Annotated in this window: 21 protein-coding genes; 9 read left to right on the top strand and 12 right to left on the bottom strand. The window is 71.4% G+C overall.

The annotated features are described in order from the left end of the window. Window positions 1–12: 12 nt before the first annotated feature. From DEU36_RS11235 to DEU36_RS11225, 3 genes are all read right to left on the bottom strand, one after another. A complete protein-coding gene (locus DEU36_RS11235) occupies window positions 13–966 on the bottom strand; it encodes an ABC transporter permease (protein WP_120264218.1) in 954 nt (317 codons plus the stop codon). Continuing rightward, window positions 963–1967 carry an ABC transporter permease gene (locus DEU36_RS11230; RefSeq protein ID WP_120264217.1) on the bottom strand — a complete coding sequence of 335 codons (1005 nt, stop codon included), beginning with the start codon at window positions 1965–1967 and terminating at the stop codon, window positions 963–965. Before DEU36_RS11230 ends, DEU36_RS11235 begins: the two co-directional genes overlap by 4 nt. 81 nt (window positions 1968–2048) lie before the next feature. Further along, entirely contained in the window at window positions 2049–3722 is a 1674-nt protein-coding gene (locus DEU36_RS11225; RefSeq protein ID WP_120264216.1) for an ABC transporter substrate-binding protein, read from the bottom strand. Between the two features lie 173 nt (window positions 3723–3895). On the opposite strand from DEU36_RS11225, the gene DEU36_RS11220 reads away from it, so the two are divergent. The 3 genes from DEU36_RS11220 to DEU36_RS11210 all read left to right on the top strand — a co-directional run bounded on the left by DEU36_RS11220 (window position 3896) and on the right by DEU36_RS11210 (window position 5898). Continuing rightward, window positions 3896–4759, top strand: a complete 864-nt coding sequence (locus tag DEU36_RS11220; RefSeq protein ID WP_120264215.1) for a spermidine synthase — start codon at window positions 3896–3898, stop codon at window positions 4757–4759. A gap of 79 nt (window positions 4760–4838) precedes the next feature. Continuing rightward, window positions 4839–5366 (top strand): hypothetical protein, encoded by a 528-nt coding sequence (locus DEU36_RS11215; RefSeq protein WP_120264509.1) that lies wholly within the window; start codon window positions 4839–4841, stop codon window positions 5364–5366. A gap of 43 nt (window positions 5367–5409) precedes the next feature. After that, window positions 5410–5898: a SprT-like domain-containing protein gene (locus DEU36_RS11210; RefSeq protein WP_120264214.1), complete on the top strand. Its 489-nt coding sequence runs from the start codon at window positions 5410–5412 to the stop codon at window positions 5896–5898. 57 nt (window positions 5899–5955) lie between these two features. On the opposite strand, the gene DEU36_RS11205 is transcribed toward DEU36_RS11210, so the two are convergent. Beyond that, window positions 5956–6603, bottom strand: a complete 648-nt coding sequence (locus DEU36_RS11205) for a 2-phosphosulfolactate phosphatase (RefSeq protein ID WP_120264213.1) — start codon at window positions 6601–6603, stop codon at window positions 5956–5958. 32 nt (window positions 6604–6635) lie between these two features. Here DEU36_RS11205 and DEU36_RS11200 point away from each other — a divergent pair, with 32 nt between their 5' ends. Together DEU36_RS11200 and DEU36_RS11195 are read left to right on the top strand one after the other, a co-directional pair. Then, entirely contained in the window at window positions 6636–7166 is a 531-nt protein-coding gene (locus DEU36_RS11200; RefSeq protein WP_120264508.1) for a hypothetical protein, read from the top strand. Continuing rightward, window positions 7163–7708: a GNAT family N-acetyltransferase gene (locus DEU36_RS11195; protein WP_120264212.1), complete on the top strand. Its 546-nt coding sequence runs from the start codon at window positions 7163–7165 to the stop codon at window positions 7706–7708. The genes DEU36_RS11200 and DEU36_RS11195 overlap by 4 nt, the downstream gene beginning before the upstream one ends. 34 nt (window positions 7709–7742) lie before the next feature. Here the strand turns inward: DEU36_RS11195 and DEU36_RS11190 are convergent, their stop codons facing one another. The 5 genes from DEU36_RS11190 to DEU36_RS11170 all read right to left on the bottom strand — a co-directional run bounded on the left by DEU36_RS11190 (window position 7743) and on the right by DEU36_RS11170 (window position 13009). Continuing rightward, window positions 7743–9233, bottom strand: a complete 1491-nt coding sequence (locus DEU36_RS11190; RefSeq protein ID WP_120264211.1) for an ABC transporter permease — start codon at window positions 9231–9233, stop codon at window positions 7743–7745. Continuing rightward, window positions 9230–9991, bottom strand: a complete 762-nt coding sequence (locus DEU36_RS11185) for an ABC transporter ATP-binding protein (protein WP_120264210.1) — start codon at window positions 9989–9991, stop codon at window positions 9230–9232. The genes DEU36_RS11190 and DEU36_RS11185 overlap by 4 nt, the downstream gene beginning before the upstream one ends. A 94-nt stretch (window positions 9992–10085) precedes the next feature. After that, on the bottom strand, window positions 10086–10742 hold the full coding sequence (locus tag DEU36_RS11180; RefSeq protein ID WP_120264209.1) for a response regulator transcription factor: 657 nt from the start codon (window positions 10740–10742) through the stop codon (window positions 10086–10088). Continuing rightward, window positions 10739–11935 (bottom strand): histidine kinase, encoded by a 1197-nt coding sequence (locus DEU36_RS11175; RefSeq protein ID WP_120264208.1) that lies wholly within the window; start codon window positions 11933–11935, stop codon window positions 10739–10741. The genes DEU36_RS11180 and DEU36_RS11175 overlap by 4 nt, the downstream gene beginning before the upstream one ends. Window positions 11936–12007: 72 nt before the next feature. Next, window positions 12008–13009, bottom strand: a complete 1002-nt coding sequence (locus DEU36_RS11170) for a diacylglycerol kinase family protein (protein ID WP_120264207.1) — start codon at window positions 13007–13009, stop codon at window positions 12008–12010. A gap of 189 nt (window positions 13010–13198) precedes the next feature. Between DEU36_RS11170 and soxR the strand changes: the two genes are divergently transcribed. After that, a complete protein-coding gene (gene soxR, locus DEU36_RS11165) occupies window positions 13199–13681 on the top strand; it encodes a redox-sensitive transcriptional activator SoxR (RefSeq protein WP_120264206.1) in 483 nt (160 codons plus the stop codon). On the opposite strand, the gene DEU36_RS11160 is transcribed toward soxR, so the two are convergent. Both DEU36_RS11160 and DEU36_RS11155 read right to left on the bottom strand, forming a co-directional pair. Next, complete coding sequence (locus DEU36_RS11160) at window positions 13676–14548, bottom strand: transketolase family protein (protein ID WP_120264205.1); 873 nt, start codon at window positions 14546–14548, stop codon at window positions 13676–13678. The genes soxR and DEU36_RS11160 overlap by 6 nt on opposite strands. Continuing rightward, window positions 14548–15243 carry a transketolase gene (locus tag DEU36_RS11155; protein ID WP_120264204.1) on the bottom strand — a complete coding sequence of 232 codons (696 nt, stop codon included), beginning with the start codon at window positions 15241–15243 and terminating at the stop codon, window positions 14548–14550. The genes DEU36_RS11160 and DEU36_RS11155 overlap by 1 nt, the downstream gene beginning before the upstream one ends. 150 nt (window positions 15244–15393) lie before the next feature. Between DEU36_RS11155 and DEU36_RS11145 the strand changes: the two genes are divergently transcribed. Next, entirely contained in the window at window positions 15394–16881 is a 1488-nt protein-coding gene (locus DEU36_RS11145) for a DUF6421 family protein (RefSeq protein ID WP_120264202.1), read from the top strand. Window positions 16882–16962: 81 nt separating this feature from the next. Next, window positions 16963–18030: a low specificity L-threonine aldolase gene (locus DEU36_RS11140; protein ID WP_120264201.1), complete on the top strand. Its 1068-nt coding sequence runs from the start codon at window positions 16963–16965 to the stop codon at window positions 18028–18030. A gap of 74 nt (window positions 18031–18104) precedes the next feature. Here DEU36_RS11140 and DEU36_RS11135 read toward each other — a convergent pair whose 3' ends face one another. After that, window positions 18105–18560 carry a VOC family protein gene (locus tag DEU36_RS11135; RefSeq protein ID WP_120264200.1) on the bottom strand — a complete coding sequence of 152 codons (456 nt, stop codon included), beginning with the start codon at window positions 18558–18560 and terminating at the stop codon, window positions 18105–18107. Window positions 18561–18659: 99 nt separating this feature from the next. On the opposite strand from DEU36_RS11135, the gene DEU36_RS11130 reads away from it, so the two are divergent. Then, a complete protein-coding gene (locus DEU36_RS11130) occupies window positions 18660–19634 on the top strand; it encodes a YafY family protein (protein WP_120264199.1) in 975 nt (324 codons plus the stop codon). Window positions 19635–19636 lie beyond the last annotated feature (2 nt).

The raw sequence follows: 19636 nt of genomic DNA, 5'->3' as shown, positions 1-19636 counted from the left end.
CCGGCGAGCAGGTCAGCGGGCGCGGGTGCGCGGGTCCATGGCCTCGCGCAGCGATTCGCCGAGCAGCGTGAAGCCGAGCGCGGTGATCATGATGCACAGGCCCGGGAGGAATGCGAGCCACGGCGCGATCGCGAGCTCGTTCTGCGCGTAAGTGAGCATGCGGCCCCACTCGGCGGTGGCCGCTCCCCCGCCGCCGAGGCCGAGGAACGACAGCGCCGCGGCGTCGATGACGGCGGTTGCGAGGGTGAGCGTCCCCTGGACGATGACGGGCCCGAGGCTGTTGGGCAGCACGTGGCTCATCGTGATCTTGCCCCGGCCGAGGCCGAGGGTCTGCGCCGAGAGGATGTAGTCGGCGCTGCGCTGCTGCAGCATCGAGGCCCGCAGCAGGCGCGCGAAGATCGGCACCTGCGAGGCTCCGATCGCGATCATGATCGCGAGCTGCGACTGACCGAGGATCGCCGCGATCGAGACGGCCAGCAGCAGGTTGGGAACCGACAGGAGGATGTCGACGAAGCGCATGACGACGGTGTCGACCCAGCCCCCGAACATGCCGGCGATCAAGCCCAGGAGCATGCCGCCGGCGAGACCGAACGCGGTCGAGATCACTCCGATGAGCAGTGAGGCCCGCGCTCCCCAGATGAGCTTCGACAGCACGTCGCCGCCGAAGCGGTCGAGGCCGAGCGGGAAGCCCGCGATCTCGCCGGGACCGGGGATGCGGGTGGGGGTGACCTCCCGCGCGCCGGGGAGGGCCGTCTCGGGGTAGGGGGCGAGCCACGGCGCGAGGATCGCCACGAGGAGGAAGACCAGCACGATGGCGGCGCCGATCCAGGCCACGGGGTTTCGCCGGAGGCGGGCGAAGACGTCGCGCCAGAACCCGCCGCCGGCGCGGGCCTCGAGCACCTCGTGCTCGGCGACGGCCGTGGCGGGTCCGTCGCCGGGGGCGGGCGGGAGCGCGTTGGTGCTCATGAGACCCTCACTCTCGGATCGATCAGGCTGTACGAGACATCGACGATGAGGTTGATGAGCGCGTAGATGACGGCGATGAACAGGATGAACCCCTGCAGCACCGGGAAGTCGCGGGCGCTGATCGCCCGGGCGAGGAACGAGCCGATCCCGGGGAAGGCGAACACCGTCTCGGTGAGGATCGCTCCGGCCAGCAGCAGTCCGACCTGCAGGCCGACGGTGGTGGCGACCGGCAGCATGGCGTTGCGCAGGATGAAGCGGCCGCGGAGCGTCCGGCGGGCGATGCCCTTGGCCCGGCCGGTGCGCACGTAGTCGGAGTTCTGCACGTCGAGCACCGAGGCGCGGGTGATGCGGACGATGATCGCGAGCGGGATCGTCCCCAGCGCCAGCGCCGGGAGGATGAGGTGGAGGACGGCGTCCCATGCGGCGTCGAACTCTCCCGTGAGGAGGCCGTCGAGCACATAGAAGTTCGTGTAGTGGGTCGCATCGATGCGCGGGTCCTGGCGGCCGTCGGACGGCAGCCAGCCGAGTTGAACGGCGAAGACGTACTTGAGGATGAAGGCCAGGAAGAACACCGGGATCGTGACGCCCACGAGACTCAGGACGACAGCGAGGTGGTCGCTGATCCTGCCGTGGTGTCGGGCCGCGAGATACCCGAGGGGGATGCCGATGCCGACGGCGAAGATGAGCGCCGCGATCGAGAGCTCGACGGTCGCCGGGAACCGCCGGAGGAACTCCTCGACGACGGGGCGCCCGGTCTCGATCGACGACCCGAAGTCGCCGGTGAGCAGCCGTCCCATATAGGTGGCGTACTGCTCGAGGATCGGCCGGTTGAAGCCGTACAGCTCGTTGATGCGGGCGATCGCGTCGGGGGTCGCCTTCTCGCCGAGGAGGGCGACGGCGGGGCCGCCGGGCAGGGCGCGCACCCAGAGGAAGAGGAGGATGCTGAGCCCGAGGAGCGTGGGGATCAGCAGAAGCAGCCGTTGGCCGATGGTTCGCAGCAACGCGGAATCTTTCGGTCGAGGAGTGCGGGGCGGGCTCGCGCCCGAGGCGGTCGCCCGCCCCGCGGGGTCAGCGGTTCGTCGTCACTCGGTCAGGACGATGTCCGTGAACACCTCGTCGTTGACCGGGCTGGCCGGGTAGCTCTCGACGCGCGGGTCGAATGCGAGCGTCGGGGCCGGGTGAGCCAGGGGCACGCCGGGGATGAACTCGGCGACCTGCTCGTTGATCTGCTCGTAGAGCGCGGTCTGCTCCTCGAGGTTCGGCACGCCGCGTGCGGCGTTCAGGGCCGCGAACAGCTCCGGGTTGTCGAAGCCCCACTCGGCCGAGGGCGCACCGAAGAACACGCCGACGAAGTTGTCGGTGTCGTTGTAGTCGCCCGTCCAGCCCAGGAGGTGGATGCCGTGGTCGGCGGTGCCCGTGATCTTGTCGAGGTAGTCGGGGCTCCAGGCATCCGTCTGCGGCGTCAGCTGCACACCGACGTCGGTCAGCTGCGTCGAGATGACGGTGGCGATCTGCTCGGGGTCGGGCATGTAGGGGCGCGAGACGTTGACCGGGTAGTTGAAGGTCAGCGTCAGCGGGTTGGCCTCGGTGTAGCCGGCCTCCGCGAGCAGGGCCTTGGCCTTCTCGGGGTCGTAGTCGTACGTCGTGACGTCGGGGTTGTAGCCGTTGACGGTGTCGGGCATGAACTGCGTCGCGACCTCGGTGCCCTCGGGGAGCACCTGCGAGATGAGCGCCTCCTTGTCGATCGCGTGAGAGAGCGCCTCGCGGACGCGCACATCCTGCAGCTCGGGCTGCGCCTGGTTGAAGGCGAGGTAGAGGATCGTGAACGGGGGACGCGAGACCATCGTGAAGCCGGCCTCTTCGAGCGCGGCGGTGTCGGCGGGGCCGACGAGGTCGTAGCCGTCGATCGATCCGGCTTCGAGGGCCTGACGGCGCGCGGTGGGGTCGTCGATGACGCGGAAGATGATCTTGTTCACCTGTCCCGAGTCGCCCCAGTAGTCGTCGTAGGCCGAGAGCGTGAGCTCCTCGCCCGGCGACCACTCGTCGAACTTGTAGGGGCCGGTGCCCGTCGGGTGTCCGGCGCCGTACTCCGAGAGCGAGGGGGCCTCTTCGGTGCCGCCGATCTCGTCGGCGCCGTACTCCTCGAGCGCGGTCGGGCTCTGCATCGCGAAGGCGGGGAGCGAGAGGGCGGGGATGAAGCCGGCGAAGGGCTGCTTCAGCTGCACCGTCGCCTCGAGGTCGGAGTCGGCGGTGCAGGAGTCGAACACCGCGGTGTCGGGGGTCTCGACGTAGCCGCGGAAGAGCTTGCCGTAGTAGTACGACAGGGCCTCGCTGGCTGCCAGGCCGGTCCAGTTGTACCAGCGGTCGAAGTTCGCGCACACCGCTTCTGCGTTGAACGGCGTGCCGTCGTGGAAGGTCACGCCCTCCTTCAGCTGGAAGGTGTGGGTCAGTCCGTCGTCGGACGACTCCCAGCTCTCGGCGAGCAGGGGCGCGGGGTCGGCGGTTCCGGGCTCGGTGCCGACGAGGCCCTCGAAGATCTGGCGTGAGACGCGGAAGGTCTCACCGTCCTGCGCGAAGGCGGGGTCGAGGCTGGCCGGGTCTGCGGAGGCGGCGAAGACGAAGGTGCCGTCGACGTCGGTCGCGGCATCCGTCTCACCGTCCCCTCCGCGCTGGCTGGTGCACGCCGAGAGGGCGACGGCGCCGATGGCGACCGCTGCCAGTCCCGCGAGCGCGCGCTTGCGAGGAGTCGAGAGCATGGGGGCGTCCCTTTCTGAGGTCCGGAGCGGGCCCACCGCGGCGCGCTCCGAGGTAATTGGGTCCGAACCTATACGGGCAGGAGGGTCGAAGTCATTACATCGATGTCTCGATCGTGTTTCGACTGCGCAGACCGGCTCGCACCGGTGGCGACGCGTGCCGCTAGCGTTGAGGAATGGCACGAGCGCGCGTCGAGGAACCCGGTCCGCAGGCACGCCTGTCAGACGGCACGATCGCTCGTATCGTGCCGTCTTCGTTCACGTCCGGCTTCGAGCTCGACGTCGATGGAACGCCCCAGTCGCACGTCGACCTCGACGATCCGACACATCTGCACTTCGAGTACATCGCCCGGATGGCGGCTGTCATCGATCGTCTGCGGATGCCGGGACAGCCGCTCACCGCGGTCCATCTGGGCGCCGGCGCGCTGACGCTCCCCCGGTACATCGCCCACACCCGGCCGGGATCGCGCCAGCAGGTGATCGAGCTCGAACAGCCGCTGGTCGACCTCGTCCGCGAGGCTCTGCCCCTCCCCCGGGGCGCGCAGGTGCGCGTGCGCATCGGAGATGCCCGCACCGTCGCCGAGAAGCTCCCCCCGGGCCTGACCGGCGCGGCCGACCTCGTCGTCTCCGACGTGTTCGCGGGAGCGCAGACTCCCGCCCACCTGACGACGGTGGAGTACTACCGCTCGCTCGCGCGACTGCTCGCACCGGACGGTGTGCTGCTGGTCAACGTCGCGGACGGCGCGGGACTGGCGTTCGCCCGGCGCCAGGTGGCGACGGTGCGCGAGGTCCTCCCCGAGGTGCTGCTGCTCGCCGAGGTGCAGCTGCTGAAGGGGCGACGTTTCGGCAACATCGTGATCGCGGCGTCGGCTGCCCCGCTGCCCTCGGAGTGGTTGCCGCGCCTGATGGCGGCCGGGCCGTTCCCCGCGAAGGTCGCGCAGGGCGCGGAGATCGACGAGTTCGCCCGAGGCGCCCGGGTGGCGACGGACGCTGACGCGACCCCGTCGCCGAAGCCGTCGGCATCCGTGTTCGAACGCTGACCGGCGCGGCGGGCGGGCGCTTCGGCCCCTTTCGACGAGACTGGGATCCACCGTTCTCGAGTCGCGGAGGTGGATGACGGTGGGCTACATCCTCGGGTACGACCCGGACACGCTGCGGGAGATCGTCGACCCGGAGCAGTGCGCACAGCGCCTGGCTGAGATCGGCGAGCAGCGCAGCCTGCCCGCGCTCCTCGAGCGCGTCTGGCTGCTGAAGGTGCTCGATCGGCTCGACGAGGCTCTCGTCCTCGCCGAGCAGGCGGTGCGAGTGGCGCGCATGGCGGGGACCCGCAAAGACCTGCTGCGCGCCCGTGTGCTGCACGCGACGATCCTGCAGAATCGCGGGGCGTTCGCCGCGGCGATCCAGGAGCTGACGACGTGCGCGGAGGAAGCGGAGGGCCAGAACTGGCCCCTGCTCGCCGCCTTCGCCTACCAGCACCGCGGCAAGGTGTCGTACGACGCGGAGGAGTACTCCGACGCTCGCACCGACTTCAAGCGTGCCCTGTTCCTCCGCCAGGAGGGCGGCGCCCCCGAGGAGCAGCTCGAGTCGACCCTGCTCGCCGTCGACGCCGCTGAGCGGCGCCGTTCGCGCTCGATCGTCGCCAGCTGAGCGCCGCCGTCCGCTGTCTCACCCCGCGCGTAACGTCCACCGCATGAGTGATCTCGATCGGGTCCGGGTCTGGGCCGAGGCGCTGATCGCGGCGCACCTCGACGACTCCTGGACGTTCCGGTTCGACAACGCCAAGCGTCGCGCGGGCCAGTGCGACTACACGCGCCGGCGCATCAGCGTCTCGCGCTACCTCGCAGCCCGGTTCGACGACGACGAGAACCACCAGACACTGCTGCACGAGGTCGCCCACGCGATCGCCGGCCCGGCCGCCGGCCACGGTCGCGACTGGCTCCGTACGGCGCGCGAGCTCGGCTATGTCGGCGGCACGACCCATCGCGGTGAGACGGCCGTCGAGCTGGCGCCATGGGTGGGCCAGTGCCCCGCCGGCCATGTGGCCTACCGCCACCGCCGTCCCACGCGGGCGGCGTCATGCCGGATGTGCGCATCGTCATACGACGAGCGCCATCTGTTCCGGTGGGTTCGCCGCGAGATCTCCCCGGCGGACCGACGCGCAGCCGCGACCCCGCGCTGACGGCTGCACGAACTCCTCGATTCGGGCTCGTTTCGCGACGTTCTCGAGGAGTCGGCGTCAGGCGGCCGTGAAGACACCGCCGCGGAGCACCGGCGCCACCGCATCGGCCCCGATCTGCGCCGCCGCGAGCACGTCGGCGCGCAACCCGCGCTCGAGGAGCTCCTGCCCCGAGCCGCTCGCCGTGAGCAGGTGCCGCACCGCGCCGCCGAGGCCGCGGAACGACTCGCACGCCGCGGCCGCTTCCGGCGAGGTGTGGTCGATGCCGAGGCGCGAGAGGGCGTCGACGACCGCTCCCGCACCGAGCAGGTCTTCGACGGCGAAACGCAGCTCGGGCTCCTCGCCCGGCCCGGCGAGCTCGCCCGCGGCGATCACGGCGATACTCGTGCGGGCTCCGCGGCGCTGCTGCTCCGCGAGCACGGCGGCCGCGACCGCGCCGGCGTTGCGCAGGCAGCCGAGCAGCACGAGCGCATCGGATGCCGCCCCGGCGATCATCGCGCCGTTGCGCGAGACGGCGCTCGCGGCGTCGTCGAGCACGACGCGCTCCCCCGCGGCGACGCGGGCCGAGACGGTCGACGAGAAGCGCAGCACATCGACGACGACCACGACATCCGCGGGGGCCACGCGGCGAAGGCCCGCGATGCCCCAGTCGAGACGCACCTGGTAGCGGGACTGGTCGAACGGCGAGGATGCTGCGGGCGACGGCATCCGATCAGCCTACGACGGGGCAGACTGGGCTCATGCGCATCCTCCAGAAGCTCGTGCTCGACTGCGACGCCGACGCCGCCTGGCGTGCCCTCCACTCGCCGCGCGCGCTCGCCGAGCTGTACGCACCGCTCATGGGGCTCGAGCCCCTCGCCGCCGAGGGGATGCCGACCTCGCTCGAACCGGGGGCGGACGTGCCGGTCCAGCTGTCGGCGCTGGGCATGCCGGTCGGGCGTCAGCTGATCCACGTGTCGGACCGTGCGGTCGAGGAGCGCCGCCCCGGAGAGACGGATGCCTCGACCGTGCGGATCCTGCGTGACAGCGGCATCCCCCTCACCGGCCCGCTCTCGGTGCTCGACGTCTGGGACCACCAGATGGCGGTCTCGCCGGCACCCGGCGACCCCACCCGCACGCTGTGGCGCGAGCGCCTCGTGATCGGGGGCCTCGCCGCGCCGGCGCTGTGGCCGATGCTCTGGGCGACCTGGCAGTGGCGATCGACGCGCCTGCGGCAGGTCGCGCCGACCTGGGCCTACGACCCCGAGCCCGAGCCCGATCCCGCGTCGTGACCGCCGTCGCCGTGCGGCGGGCCGTTCCCGCCGATGCTGCGGCGATCGCGCGCGTGCACGTCGTCGGCTGGCACGAGGCCTACACCGGCCGGATGCCGCAGAGCATCCTCGACCGCCTCGATCTCGATCGTCTGACGCGCGTACGGGGTGAACTGCTCGGCCACGAGCAGCGGCTCGACGAGCGACAGTCGGCGGTGCCGGCCGGCACGGAACGCACGCACGACCTCGGCCGCACATGGGTCGCCGTGATCTCCGGCACGATCGTCGGTTTCGCCGTCAGCGGCTCGTCCCGCGACGACCCTCCCGCTGCACCGCTCGAGCTGTATGCGATCTACGTCCTCGCCGCCCACTACGGCACCGGCGCGGGGCAGGCGCTGCTGGATGCCGCTCTGGGCGACGAGCCCGCGTCGCTCTGGGTGCTCGCCGACAACCCGCGTGCCCGCGCGTTCTACGCCCGCAACGGATTCCGCCCCGACGGCGCTGTGAAGGACGACACCAGCTGGGGCGAGACCATCAGCGAGGTCCGGCTCGTCCGCCGATGAGGGACGAGCCGGACCTGCCGGAGCGTGAGCCGCGTCACTCGGCGAGTGCCTCCACGGGCGAGACGCGGGTCGCGAGGCGGGTGGGAACGACCGCGGCTACGATCGTGAGCACGGCGGTGGCCACGACGATCCCGGCGACGGTGAGCCACGGGATGCCCGGAAGCACGAAGGTGGGGGCGAGCCACAGCGGCGGCACCCGCACCGACCCGAGCAGCGACTGCGCTGCCGCCCAGCCGTAGGCGATGCCGAGCAGCAGGCCGAACACGACCGAGGTGATCGTGATGTGCGCCGCCTCGAACAGCACCATCGAGCGGATCTGACGTCCGGTCAGGCCGAGGGCGCGCAGCAGCCCGAGCTCGCGGGTGCGCTGCACGACGCCGATCGTGAGCAGGTTGACGAGACCGACCGCCGCGATCACCGCCGACACCCCGACGAGAGCCATCATGACCGCGCTGAACGTGTCGAGCAGACGGGCCATCTCGCCCGACACCTCGCCACCGCCCGAGGCGGCCATGACGCCCTTGACCGACTCCGAGGCGACGGCGAACATCGTCACGAGCGTGACGCCCATGACGACGCCGATCGCCATGCGGCTCGATCGCTCGGGGTAGCGCAGCGCGTTCTCGGCCGCCAGCCGCGCCGACGCCGAACGGCCGAAGAGTCGCCCGGTCAGGCGCAGCAGCGGCGGCATGACGAGTGCGGCACCCAGGCTCAGTCCGGTGAACGAGGCGAGACCTCCGAAGAACGCGACGACCACGCCGAGGGGTGTGGTGAAGCCGGCGAGGATGCCGAGAGCGAGCAGCACCGCGCCGACGCCGAACAACGACACCGCGGCGACGCGGCGGCGCGTACGGCCCGCGGCCTCTTCCGCCGTGCGCGGCGCCGACCCCGCGAGGGCAGCGAGGGGCGTGACCTCGAGCACGCGACGCGATCCGGACCACGCGGCGATCCAGGTCGTCAGCGCTACGACGAATGCCGGCGCCAGCAGCACGGGCTGCACGACGTTGTAGTCGACGTCGAGCCCCCACGCCCGTGCGGCGATCTGCTGGAGACCGAGCGCTCCGGCGGTTCCGCCGACCAGCCCGAGCACGGCGCCGATCGCGCCGACGACGAGGCCCTGCCGCGCGATCCGCGACCGCTGCGACCGCGCCGACGCGCCGATGAGGCGCATCAGGGCGATCTGACGGGTGCGACCCGCCACGATCGTGGCGAACGTGTTGGCCGTGACGATCGCGGCGACGTACATCGCCACCGCGACCAGCAGCACGCTGAGGATCGCCACGACGATGACGATGGTCTCTCCGCCCGAGAGGAACGGGTCGGCCATGAGCCACGCGCCGATCAGCCCGGTGACGGCGACCAGCAGCACGCCGAATCCGCCCGAGATCGCGGCGACGAGCACCGAGGCGCCCATCCCCCGCTCGCGCAGCCACGCCCAACGTCCGGAGGCCGGGGCCGCCGAACCCGACCCGGGCCGCATCCGCGCCGACGAGGATGCCGCGCGCGCCGCGGTCACGGCGGTCATGCCGACACCTCGGCGGCGAGCATGTGGGCCGAGATCTGCTCGGCGCTCTGGCTGGGCTTGTCGGCCACGATGCGGCCGTCGCCGAGGAAGATCACCCGATCGGCGTGCGAAGCGGCGACGGGGTCGTGCGTCACCATCGCGATGGACTGACCGTGCTCGCGGCTCGCCGTCGCGAGCAGGGCGAGCACCTCACGACCCGACCGCGAGTCGAGGTTGCCGGTCGGCTCGTCGGCGAAGACGAGGTCGGGCGCCGTCGCGAGGGCCCGGGCGATCGCGACGCGCTGCTGCTGGCCGCCCGACAGCTCATGCGGACGGTGCCGCAGCCGCGCGCCGAGCCCGAGGGAATCGACCAGCCCGTCGATGCGCGAACGTTCGAGGGCCGACGGCGACCGCCCGTCGAGCTCGAACGGCAGCGTGATGTTGCCGATGACGTCGAGGGTGGGCACGAGATTGAACGACTGGAACACGAAGCCGACGCGGCGCCGTCGCAGGATCGTCAGATCGAGGTCGGAGAGGCCCGAGATCTCGGTGTCGCCGATCCACGCGCGACCCGTTGTCGGGGCGTCGAGCCCGGCCATGATGTGCATCAGGGTCGATTTGCCCGAGCCGGATGGGCCCATGATGGCGGTGAACTCGCCACGGCGGATGCCCACCGAGACGCCGTCGAGCGCACGGACGCCCGATTCGCCGGCGCCGTAGGTCTTGGAGAGGTTCTGGACCCGGGCGGCGAGGCCGAGGTCGGTGGTCGAGATCTGCATGTCTCCGACGCTACGAAGCGCCGCGTCCGCCGACATCGGCCCGCCGTCGCGGACGCGTACATCTTGCGGATGATCCCTCATCCGCCCGCGGGGGTCAGGCGAGCCCGTGCTCGAACGCGAAGACGACCAGCTGCACGCGGTCGCGCAGGGAGAGCTTCGCCAGGATCCGGCTGATGTGGGTCTTCACGGTGGCCTCGGAGAGGAACTCGCGCTGTGCGATCTCGGCGTTGGAGAGCCCTCGGGCCGCTAGAGCGAAGATCTCCCGCTCACGGTCGGTCAGCTCGGCGAACGCGGCCGGCACGGCCTTCTGCGCGGGGGCCGAGAACGTCGCGAACAGTTCCCGCGTCGCCGCGGCCGCGATGACCGACGACCCCGAATGCACCGTGCGGATCGCGGCGAGGAGGAACTCGGGGTCGGCGTCCTTGAGCAAGAACCCGCTCGCGCCCTGACGGATCGCCCGCGCCGCCGCCTCGTCGAGGTCGAAGGTGGTCAGCATCACGATGCGCGGCGGAGCGCCATCGAAGACCGGATCGTCGAGCAGCTGAGCGGTCGCGGTCAGGCCGTCCATCACCGGCATCCGGATATCCATGAGAACGACGTCGGGACGTGTTTCGCGGATGATGCCGATCGCCTCTGCACCGTCCGACGCCTCGCCGACGACCTCGAGATCGGGCTGTGAGGCGACCACCATGCGGATGCCGGCGCGGAAGAGCGCCTGGTCGTCGACGAGGACGACCCGGATCGCACTCACGCGGTGCCGCCGATGGGCAGGGTCGCCGCCACGACGAATGCGCCGTCGCGGGGGCCCACTTCGATGGTGCCGCCGATGAGCTGAGCGCGTTCGCGCATGCCGATGAGGCCGTGACCGCCCGTGCGCACCGGGCCCGTGACCTCGCTCACCGGCGAGAGCGGGTTGCTCACACGGACCTCCACGCGGTCGGACAGCCAGGACAGGGACACCTCCACGGTACCGCCCGCGCCGTGCCGCATCGCGTTCGTCAAGGCTTCCTGCAGAATCCGGTACACCGCGATCTGCACCGCCGCGGGCGGCTCGCCCGGCGGTGCGGGGTCGACGTCGACGCGCAGGTCGAGACCGGCAGCGCGCACCTGCGCGTAGAGCACCTCCAGCTCCGCGACGGTCGGCTGGGGACCCTCGCCCTCACTGTGGCGCAGCTGGGTCAGCAGCATCCGCACGTCCGAGAGGGCGGAACGGGCCGTCGACGAGATCGTCTGAAGCGAGGTGGCAGCGGCATCCGGATCCGCCGCCGCGGCATAGCGAGCCCCGTCGGCCTGGGCGATGACGACCGCGAGCGAATGGGCGACGACGTCGTGCATGTCGCGCGCGATGCGGTTGCGCTCGAACTCCGCCGTCGCGCGTTCCTCGGCCTTCCGCTGGGCCTCGGCATTGCCGCGGGCACGCAGCCCGACGCGGACGAGTGCGCCCACGGTCCACGCCAGGAGCAGGCCGAAGACGGCCGCGACGAAGAGCATCGTGCCGGTGACGAGGAAGTACACCAGCTCATCACCCGCTGTCGTGACCGAGTACGCCGCAGTCGGGATGAGCAGGTAGATGGTGATGGCCAGCGCGCCCCCGATGGAGGACGCGAATCCGAGCCAGAAGATCCGGTTCGTGCCGTACGCCGCGCAGGTGTAGAGCACCGCGAAGATGGCGATGTCGACCGGCAGGGGAGGCAGCTGCGCCAGCATCTGCAGGATCGCACCGACCCACGCCAGCGTCAGCGCGAGCGGCGGCGAGAGGCGACGCAGCGCGACCGCAGCGCCGAACGGGACGACCAGAAGCATCGCGACGACCGCTGACACCCGGTCGTTGGGGATGCCGACACCCACGACGCCCACCCACGTGAACAGCAGCATGAGCGCCGCGAAGGCGACAGCCACCGAGATGTCGACGGAGAGCTGATAGCGGCGGAGCGGACGGAACACGCTACGACGGTACGCGAGCGCCGCGGGCGCGGCATCCCTCTGACGATGTATCCGCGGGCAACGCCATCCGCCTCAGCGCGCGTACACGCGCAGGCCGTCCGGGATCGCGCGCAGCCGGAGCCGGTAGTCGCCGGCGGGAGTCTCGGTGAGCTCGCCGTCGTGCGCGAACACCGGCGTCGCGCCGCCGGGCCGGACCGTCACCTCGATCTCCGCCACGACGGCTCGCTCGAGATCGGATGCCGGCGGCATGAGACGCAGCGCGCGCATCACCGCGAGGGTACGACGACCGAACGCCAGCGAGGTCACCGCCCGCAGCCGCGTGCCTCGGGCATGGTGGAGCCGGACATCGAGCACCGCCTCGTCGAGGCTCGCGCGCCGCATCATCGCGATGCGACGCGGGTCGTTGCGGCCGAGCCCCGCGAAGACCGACCAGACGACCGCCCGGCGGCCGTCGCGCACGATCGTGATGCGGTGGGCGCCGTGGATCTCGCGCCACGCCGCGACCGCGCCGCCCCACCATTTGCCGAGACTCGTGCGCTTCTCGCGTTCGGCGAGGAGCTCGGGGTAGGAGCCGAGCGACACCGCGTTGAGGACCGTCACGGGATCGCCGTCGTCGATGACCGCCTCGGCGACCACGACGCGGCGGACCGTCCCGGCCGCATAGGCGTCGAGGGCGGCATCGACCGTGTCGAGGCCCGCCGCGCGCGCGAAGTGATTGAAGGTGCCGCCGGGCAGCACGAGCAGCGTCAGGTCATGACGGCGCGCGAGGTGAGCGGCGCGCGAGACGGATCCGTCGCCGCCGAGGACGGCGAGCACCGTGGGCGCATCGGCGGCTGACACGGCCGATGCGACGATGTCGTCCATCGACGAGTCGCCCAGGCTCTCGATCCGCGCCTGCGGCAGTCGCCGCCGGATCTCGGGCAGGGGGTCGGGGCGGACCACCGAGGTTCCCGCTCGCGCGTTCGTGATCAGCAGCACGCCGCGCCCGTCGGAAGCGTCGGCGGTGGAGCCGGACGCGGCGGGTGACGGCGCGGCGGGGGCGACGGGGTGGTCGGCGGGGTGGTCGGCGGGCATGGTGCGACGCTAACGCCGCGGGCGCACACCCGCGACAGCTTGACAGTCCCGGCCCGACCCGGCGGTGACGGCAGACGCCGATACAACCGTCGGGCGCTCGGTGCTGATGTGGCGCGGACGGCCGCCCGCGATGACACCAGCCCCACCGGTCCGACCGATGTATCGGCGCGTCGTAGAGTCGCAGGCGTGATGCGGTCCAATGATCTCCTGAGCATCGGCGAGGTGAGTGCTCGAACCGGTGTGTCCGTGTCGGCGCTGCACTTCTACGAGCGGCACGGGCTCATCACCTCGACCCGCTCGGCAGGCAATCAGCGCCGGTTCAGTCGCCACATGCTGCGGCGCATCTCCCTCATCCTCGTCGCGAAGCGCCTCGGCATCCCGCTCGCCGAGGTCGCCGACGCCTTCGCATCCCTCCCCGCCGAGGCCGAGCCCAGCAGTGATGACTGGAAACGGGTGTCGCGGGCGTGGAAGATCCGCCTCGAAGAACGGCGCGCGGCCATCGAGTCGCTCGAACGCGAGCTCGTGGGATGCATCGGATGCGGCTGTCTCTCGATGCGGTCGTGCGATCTGCTGAACCCCGGTGACGCGCTGAGCGCGGAGGGCAGCGGACCGCGTCGTGTCGCGCCCGCGCTCCGGCACGTGCTCGACGACGACGCGGCCGCTCCGTCATGAGAGCCGGTCGAGGCGCCGCCTGATCCCCGACGCATCGAGGCCGTGCAGCCGCGCATGGTCGGCCGCAGTGCCGTATCGGCGCTGCTCTCCCACCCCGACACCGATGTGCTCGATGCGGATGCCGCTGCCGCCGAGGGCCGCGCCGACCGCGGCGGCGGTCGTTCCCTCGAGGAAGGGCTCGAGCACCACGACCCGGTCGAACCCGGCGCTCAGCTCGCGCAGACCGTCACGGTCGAGCGGCACCGGCGTCGCGGTGTAGGCGACCGCGTGCCCCGTGCCGGCCGTCGCTTCGAGCGCGGCGTCGAGCAGCGGGCCGATGGCCAGCACGAGGACACCCGATCCCCCGCGCACGGGGTGGATCCGCCCGTCGGTCGGGAAGGCCGTCCGGTTCTCCTGCGTCGAGAGCCGGATGTACTGACGGTCGTCGGAGGTGGCCGCCGCCCGGGTCAGCGCCTCGACCTCGTCGGGATGCCCCGGCGTGTGCAGCCGCCACCCCGGCAGAGTGCCGAGCAGGGCGATGTCGCCGGGGCACTGGTGCGTGCGCCCTTCGGCTGCGGCGTCGTAGCTCGCACCGATCGATACGAGCACCGCCCCGAGATCCTGGTGCGACAGATCGAGCTTGATCTGCTCGAAGGGCCGCTCGACGAGGAACGGGGCGTAGGTGTGCACGAACGGGCGGAGCCCGGCGAGCGAGAGCCCGGCCGCGACGCCGATCATCGCCTGCTCGCGGATCCCGACGTTGACGACGCGGTCGGCGGCGGCGGTGCCCGCGGCGAGATCGATCGGCCCGATGTCGGCGAGGACGAGAGCCGCACGTTCGTCGGTCGCCAGCAGATCGGACATCGTGGTGGAGAAGCGCGCGCGCATCAGGATCCCTTCGCAGCGGTACGGACGACGGTGACGCGCGGCATCGCGCCGCCCGCCTCGAGGGCCGCGGCGAGCGCGGCGTGATCGCGTGAGTCGACCTCGGCGGCATCCCACCCCTCCACCGCGAACCGCCGCGCGACCCCGCCGGGCCATCCAAGGGATGCCGAGGCGTTGTCGATGATGATGCAGTGCAGCCGCGCGAGAGCGAGGCGTCCGGCGACGGCGATCGCCTCGTGGTTGCTGCCCTCGTCGAGCTCGGCGTCGCCGATCAGGACGAACACGCGTCCGCCCGCACCCGCGATGTCGAGGCCGCGGGCGAGGCCGACCGCGATCGGCAGACCGTGCCCGAGCGAGCCGGACGAGATCTCCACGGCGGGAATGAGCACGCGGTCGGGATGGTGACCGAGGGGCGAGTCGACGCCCGCCAGGTCATCGAGCCATGCCTCGGGCATCAGGCCCCGGGCAGCGAGCACGGCGTAGTACGAGGCGGGACCGTGGCCTTTCGACAGCAGGAAGCGGTCGCCGGCCTCGGGGCGCAGCACTCGATCGTGCAGCACCCAGAGGGCGTCGAGGGTCGAGTGCGCCGCGGCGCTGTGCTTCTCGTCGCCGGTCACTCGTGCGAGGCGGTCGAGCACGGCGGCGGGCAGCCGCTCGGTGAAGGAGTCGACGTGGGGGTCGGGGTCGGTTCGGATCATGTCTCGAACGCTAAAACCTCAAGCTCGATTGAGGTCAAGCGGCCGCTGCCCGATACATCCGTCGCCGAAAGCCCGGCGGCCGGTTAGGCTGACGCCACCTGTCCACCGCTCCCGCGCGGGAGCCGTACCTCGTAGATCGGAGGTTCCCCCATGTCCATCGCACAGACGCACCCCACCCCCGGTGCCGCCAAGACGATCATCGGCGAGCCCGAGGTCGTCGAGGACGGCGGCGCGGTCGACGCCCTGAGCATCGCGCTCGCCGACGGCGTCGAGCACGACCCGGCGTGGATCGCGCTGCGCGACGCCGCGACGGCCCTGCACGAGCTGCAGGCCGCCGACGGCTCCGTGCCCGACGCGGACGACCACGAGACGGCACGCCGCCACGTCGCGGCGATCACCGACGCGATCGGCCGACTCGCCCCGAGGTTCCCTCACGATGCCGACTACCTGGCGGCGTCGATCCGGGACTTCGACAGATGGGCGGGGTCCGATCATCCGGACGGCGCGGCTTCGACGGAGGGGGCATTCGGCGTGCCCGATTTCCTCGACTCGCTCGTGGCCTTCCAGCCGCAGCTCCACCGCGTCGACGGCATCCGCCACCTCGTCGTCTTCCCGATGTACACGCAGAACGGATCGCGGAACCGTCACGTCGAGGCGCTCCTGGTCGAGACGATCTGGCCCGAGGCGATCGCGCGACTCGAGACGATGTACCCCAACCGGCTCTTCGTCTCGTTGCGACTGCTCGACTTCACGCCCGGATACGACACCGACTCGGCCGTGCTGTTCCCCGAGACCGTCGCCATGCGCGAGATCCCGCCGTTCACGTGGGGGGCGATCTTCCAGGACCGCGAGGCGGCCCGCTATCGCCGCGTCGTGCGTGCCGCGTCCGACATCACGAAGCTCGACCTGCCCGCCGAGGCGGCGGAGATGCTCGACGACCAGGCGCTCACCGAACGGGCGTTCGTGATGTGGGACCTCATCCACGACCGCACCCACATGCGCGGCGATCTGCCCTTCGACCCGTTCATGATCAAACAGCGGATGCCGTTCTTCCTGTACTCCCTCGAAGAGCTGCGGTGCGACCTGACGGCGTTCCGCGAATGCGTCTCGCTCGACCGGCGACTGAGCTCCGAGACGGATCTCGACCCGGTCGACGCCGAGCTGCTGCGCCTGTCGCGACTCGTGCAGTACGCCGTGATCTTCGACCGGATCTTCCGGTTCGCGATCACCGGCACGCGCGTGCGCAACTACGACGGGCTCGGCGGTCAGCTGCTGTTCGCCTGGTTGCACCGTCGCGGCGTGCTGCACTGGACCGACACCGCACTCGCCTTCGAATGGGGCGAGGTGCCGGATGCCGTCGTCGCCCTGGGCGATGCGATCGACCGGCTCTACTGGGAGTCGATCGACCGACCGAAGACCGCGCACTGGCTGGCGGCGTACGACCTCGTGCGCTCGGTGCTCGAACCGCATCCCGCGTCGGTGTGGGCGCGCGGCCTGCCCGACGACGTCCTCGCGGGCCCGCCGAAGGGCTACACCGATGCCGTACTGGACGACGAGTTCCCGCTGTCGATGTTCTACGAGGCGCTCGAGAAGAAGATGCGTGACGTGATCGCCTCCACCCGCGGCATCCGCGGCTGACCAGCACCTGCTCCGCGGCTCGCGGATCCACCGGACATCGGCGGATTCGCGGGCCGCGGACTCGTGAGAAAGGATGAGGTCATGACCTCCCTGCACGACGCGTCGGTGCGCGGTTTCGCGTCCGACAACTACTCCGGCATCCACCCGGAGGTCCTCGCGGCCATCACCGCCGCCAACGACGGCCACCAGACCGCCTACGGGTCGGACGTGTACACCGCCCGCCTGCAGGAACTCGTCGGCGAGCACTTCGGCGACGGTGCAGAGGCCTTTCCGGTCTTCAACGGCACAGGCGCGAACGTCACGGCCCTGCAGTCGATGCTGCCGCGCTGGGGCGCTGTGATCGCCGCGTCGACCGCGCACATCAACGTCGACGAGGGCGGGGCGCCCGAGCGCGTCGGCGGGATCAAGATCCTGAACGTCCCCACCGACGACGGAAAGCTCACCCCCGAGCTCATCGACCGCGAGGCGTGGGGCTGGGGAGACGAGCACCGCGCGCAGCCGCTCGTGGTCTCGATCACCCAGTCGACCGAGCTCGGCACGCTGTACACGCCCGACGAGCTGCGGACGATCGCCGACCACGTGCACGAACGCGGGATGCGGCTGCATATGGATGGCGCGCGCATCGCCAACGCCGCCGCAGCCCTGGGCCTGCCGCTGCGCGCCATCACGCGCGATGTCGGCGTCGATGTGCTCAGCTTCGGCGGCACGAAGAACGGCGCGATGCTCGGTGAGGCGATCGTCGTGCTCGACTCCGCGGCATCCGAGGGGCTGACCTACCTGCGCAAGCTCAACATGCAGCTGTCGTCGAAGATGCGCTTCGTCTCGGCACAGCTCGTCGCGCTGCTCGAGAACGACCTCTGGCGTCGCAACGCCGAGCACGCGAACGGGATGGCGCAGCGCCTGCGCTCTGCCGTCGAGGCAGGGCTCGCCGATGGTTCAGTGCGGGGTGTGGAGTTCACGCAGCCGACGCAGGCCAACGGCGTGTTCGCGGTGCTGCCCGAGGGCGTCGCCGACCGGCTGCGCGAGTCGTTCCGCTTCTACGATTGGGACGAGGCCCGCCGGGAGGTGCGCTGGATGTGCTCGTTCGACACGTCGGCATCCGACGTCGACGCGTTCGTCGCCGAGCTGGCGCGCCTCACGACCGAGTGACCACCGACTGACACGCGGCGCGACGCGCGACAGAGAGCCGCGGCGGAATCGATCCGACCGCGGCTCTCGTGCGTTCACGCGGCGGTGACGCTGAAGCTCCACGTGACGCCGAACCGGTCGGTGAGCATGCCGAAGCCGGCGCTCCACGCGGATGCCGCGAGCGGCTCGACGATGACGGCATCCGCGGCGAGCGCGTCCCACGGGCCGCGGAGTTCGTCGAGGCTTTCGGAACCGACCGAGACGAAGAACGCCTGATCGGTGAGGGTGGCGTTGTCGCGGCGGTGCGTCGAGCCGCCGCCGGCGATGGACCCCTCAGCGCTGCCCGGGATGTCGTACGCCATGACGCGGAAGCCGTTGCTGCCGGCGACGAGCCCGAAGACGACGGCATCCGCGCCGGGCATACCTGCGGGCATACCGACCTCGGCATAGGTGGTGATGGCGACGTGGCCGTCGAACGCGGCGCCGTAGAACTCGAGCGCCTGGCGGGCGTCGCCGCGGAAGTTGAGGTGGGGGGTGGTCTGAATGGTCATCGCTGCTCCTGGGAAAGGGCCGGCCCGATCGGCTCGACGACCTCACCCTGACAGCCCTTCCGGTCGGTTTCTGTCCGCAATGACGGATACGGTGAGGCGATGACGACGACCTCGCGACTGCTGACCCTGCTGTCGCTCCTGCAGGCCCGCCGCGACTGGCCGGGCGCGGTGCTGGCCTCGCGGCTGGGAGTGAGCGACCGCACGGTGCGCCGCGACGTCGAGCGTCTGCGCGAGATGGGATACCGCATCCAGGCGACGACGGGCCTCGACGGCGGGTACCGGCTGGAGTCCGGCAGCGAGCTGCCGCCACTCCTGTTCGACGAGGACCAGACCATCGCCGTAGCCCTCGCCCTGCGGACGGCACCCGTGCTGGGCGCAGGGATCGGCGAGGCCGCCGCGCGGGCGCTCACGACGATCCGGCAGGTCATGCCCTCGAGACTCCGGCACCGCCTCGACGCCCTGACCCCGACCGTCGTGGCCCGCCCGGGGGATGCCGCCGTCGCAGACGTCTCGCTCGAGGTTCTGTCGACTCTCGCGAACGCCATCCGCGACGGACTGACCCTGCGGTTCGACTACGGCGAGGCGCGCGATGCGGATGCCGTCGGATCCACGCCGGCCCGACGCGCGGAGCCGCATCATCTCGTGGCGTCGGGCGGCCGCTGGCACCTGGTCGCGTGGGACCTCGACCGCGACGACTGGCGCCTGTACCGGGTGGAGCGCATCCGGCCGCGCACACCGCTCGGCGCCGGCTTCGCGCGACGCACCGTACCCGGCGGCGACGTCGACGCGTTCGTGTCGGCACGCTTCCGCGGGTCGGACTCGGGCACGTGGCCCTGTCGCGGCTCCGTCATGCTGCACCTGCCGGCATCCGCTGTCATGCCCTTCGCCGGTGACGGCACCGTCACGCCGCTCGACGACGGGCACTGTCGGCTCGAGGCCGGGTCGTGGTCGTGGACCGCGCTCGCGGCCTCGTTCGGGCGGTTCGACGCCGAGCTCGAGGTCGTGGGTCCCCCCGAGCTCGCCGACGCGTTCGCCCTCCTCGCCGCCCGCTACGCCCGCGCGTCCCCCGCCTGACC

Origin of the sequence: Microbacterium sp. AG238 (assembly GCF_003610405.1) — a bacterium.
Taxonomy (GTDB): Bacteria; Actinomycetota; Actinomycetes; order Actinomycetales; family Microbacteriaceae; genus Microbacterium.
This window is presented reverse-complemented; position numbering and strand designations above follow the sequence as displayed.